The organism is Pseudomonas sp. Colony2 (assembly GCF_019382755.1).
Taxonomy (GTDB): domain Bacteria; phylum Pseudomonadota; class Gammaproteobacteria; order Pseudomonadales; family Pseudomonadaceae; genus Aquipseudomonas.
The window spans coordinates 4269163-4271436 of record NZ_CP080030.1; the positions used below are offsets into that span (position 1 = coordinate 4269163).

A 2274-nucleotide genomic window follows, 5' to 3' on the forward strand; every position below is an offset into this window, starting at 1 on the left:
CGTTTCTGACCAAAAGGCCGACTATTTCCCACTTTTCTCAATTCCTTCATGCAATTGACACAAATTGGTACAACCTGTGCAAACGTTTGCGGAACGAACTTGGCAACCAGGTTCACCTCAACCCGAAGAATCGGGCCCCAACCGCGTACGAACAGGGATTTTCAATGCAACCCACTTCCAGACGATCCGCGTCGGCTACCCCTTTTGCTGTTTCCCTGCTACTGGCTGCCGTTACGGGAGTACTCAGCGGACCCATTTTGGCGCAGGAAAAACCCACCGATGACTCAGCACAGGGCGAAGCCCTGGCCCCGGAAGCCAGCCCGTCGAAAAAAGGCGTGTACCTGTCGGACTGGTTCAACCAGGACCTGACGGTGATCGGCAGCAAAGACATCAGCTTCGGCCCCAAACCCGCCGATGACGTGTACCTGGAGTACGAATACTTCGGCCGCAAGGGCCCGTTCGAACTGTATGGCTACGTCGACATCCCGAAGATCTTCGGGATCGGCAACAGCAACGACAAAGGCGCGTGGGACCACGGCTCGCCGGTGTTCATGGAGCACGAACCGCGCATCTCCATCGACTACCTGGCCGGTCGCAGCCTGGCCATCGGCCCGTTCAAGGAATGGTATGTAGCGTTTGACTGGATCTACGACCACGGCAGCAACAAGGACAACCGTGCCAACACCTTGTACAGCGGCCTGGGCACCGACATCGAGACCCACTCGCGGGTCAACCTGTCGGCCAACTTCTATGGCCGTTACCAGTGGGAAAACTACGGCGCCAGCAACGAATACTCATGGGACGGCTACCGTGCGCAGATGAAATACATCGTGCCCATCGGCAGCTTCGACAATGGTGCGTCGCTGACCTATATCGGCTTCACCAACTACGATTTCGGCTCGGATCTGCACAAAGACAACCCCGCGCGCACCGCCAACTCCCTGGTTGCAACAAACGTGCTGTTGTATTCGTTCACTCACCTGCGTTTCACCCTGGTAGGCCGTTACTTCCACAACGGCGGCAACTGGGAAGACGGCAGCGAGCTGAACTTTGGCGACGGTAATTTCCGCGCCCGCTCCAACGGCTGGGGTTACTACGCCGGTGTGGGCTATCAATTCTGAGTGTGAACAAGGAGCAGTAGATGAAGACCTTTACCCGCCTTTCAATCGCCATCGGCCTGGCCGCCGGGGCGCTGTTGCCGCATGTCGTGCTGGCTGATGCCCCGGCCCCGATCAAGCCCAAGGTGATGCTGATCACCATGTTCGCCCCCGAAGCGCAGAACTGGATCGACCGCCTGGAACTCAAGCAGGAAGTTCGCGTGCCAGGCTTGTCGGCCGAGTATCCAGTGATCCGCTGCAACACCCAGGACGTGTGCCTGCTGGTGACCGGCATGGGCCAGACCAACGCTGCCGCCTCGACCCTGGCGCTGGCGTTGTCGCCCAAGTTCGATCTGCGCCAGAGCTACTTCCTGATCGCCGGGATCGCCGGGATCAACCCGCACCATGGCACCATCGGCACCGCCGCGTGGGCCCATTACCTGGTGGAATTCGGAACCCAATGGGAACTGGATTCACGGGACGCGCCGAAGGACTGGCCCACCGGCTATATCGGCATCAATACCAAGGGGCCGAACGAGAAGCCGCCGCTGGACTACAAGACCGAAGTGTTCGAGCTCAATCCCAAGCTGCAAGCCAAGGCGTTTGCGCTGTCGCAAAAAGTCGAGCTCAGTGAAAGCAAGGAGTCCACGGCCTGGCGCAAACACTATCCGTACGCGCCGGCCAATCAGCCGCCGCAGGTCACCCGGTGCGACACCCTGGCGGGCAATACCTGGTTCTCCGGGACGCGCCTGAGTGAGCGCGCCGAGGTCTGGACCAAATTGCTGACGGACAATAAAGGCGTGTACTGCACCACCCAGCAGGAAGACAACTCCACCTATGAAGCGTTGCTGCGGGCCAGCCGTGAGGGGTTGGTGGATATCAATCGCCTGGCGGTGGTGCGGGCCGGTTCCGACTTTGATCGGCCGTACCCGGGCTACAGCGAAGTGGACAACCTGCTGAAGTATGCGGACCAGGGCGGATTTGTGCCGGCGCTGGAGAACCTGTATCGCACCGGTAATCCGCTGGTGCAGGCAATTCTGAAGAACTGGTCGGCGTGGGAAAAAGGCGTTCCCGAAGCCTGAACAAAGATCAAATGTGGGAGCGGGCTTGCTCGCGAAAGCGGTGGATCAGTGCCGAATGTATTGGCTGACACACCGTATTCGCGAGCAAGCCCGCT

At 59.5% G+C, this 2274-nt stretch carries 2 protein-coding genes; both read left to right on the forward strand.

What is annotated here, in order from left to right:
* Positions 1 to 164: 164 nt before the first annotated feature.
* Positions 165 to 1121 carry a nucleoside-specific channel-forming protein Tsx gene (locus tag JV201_RS16805; protein ID WP_032899590.1) on the forward strand — a complete coding sequence of 319 codons (957 nt, stop codon included), beginning with the start codon at positions 165 to 167 and terminating at the stop codon, positions 1119 to 1121.
* 20 nt (positions 1122 to 1141) lie between these two features.
* Entirely contained in the window at positions 1142 to 2179 is a 1038-nt protein-coding gene (locus tag JV201_RS16810; RefSeq protein WP_008437067.1) for a purine nucleoside permease, read from the forward strand.
* The last annotated feature ends 95 nt before the right edge of the window (positions 2180 to 2274 follow it).

What these genes read in the sequence shown, in the direction of transcription:
- JV201_RS16805 (WP_032899590.1), top strand. Translation starts at nt 165, where the DNA reads ATGCAACCCACTTCCAGACGATCCGCGTCGGCTACCCCTTTTGCTGTT.
- JV201_RS16810 (WP_008437067.1), top strand. Translation starts at nt 1,142, where the DNA reads ATGAAGACCTTTACCCGCCTTTCAATCGCCATCGGCCTGGCCGCCGGG.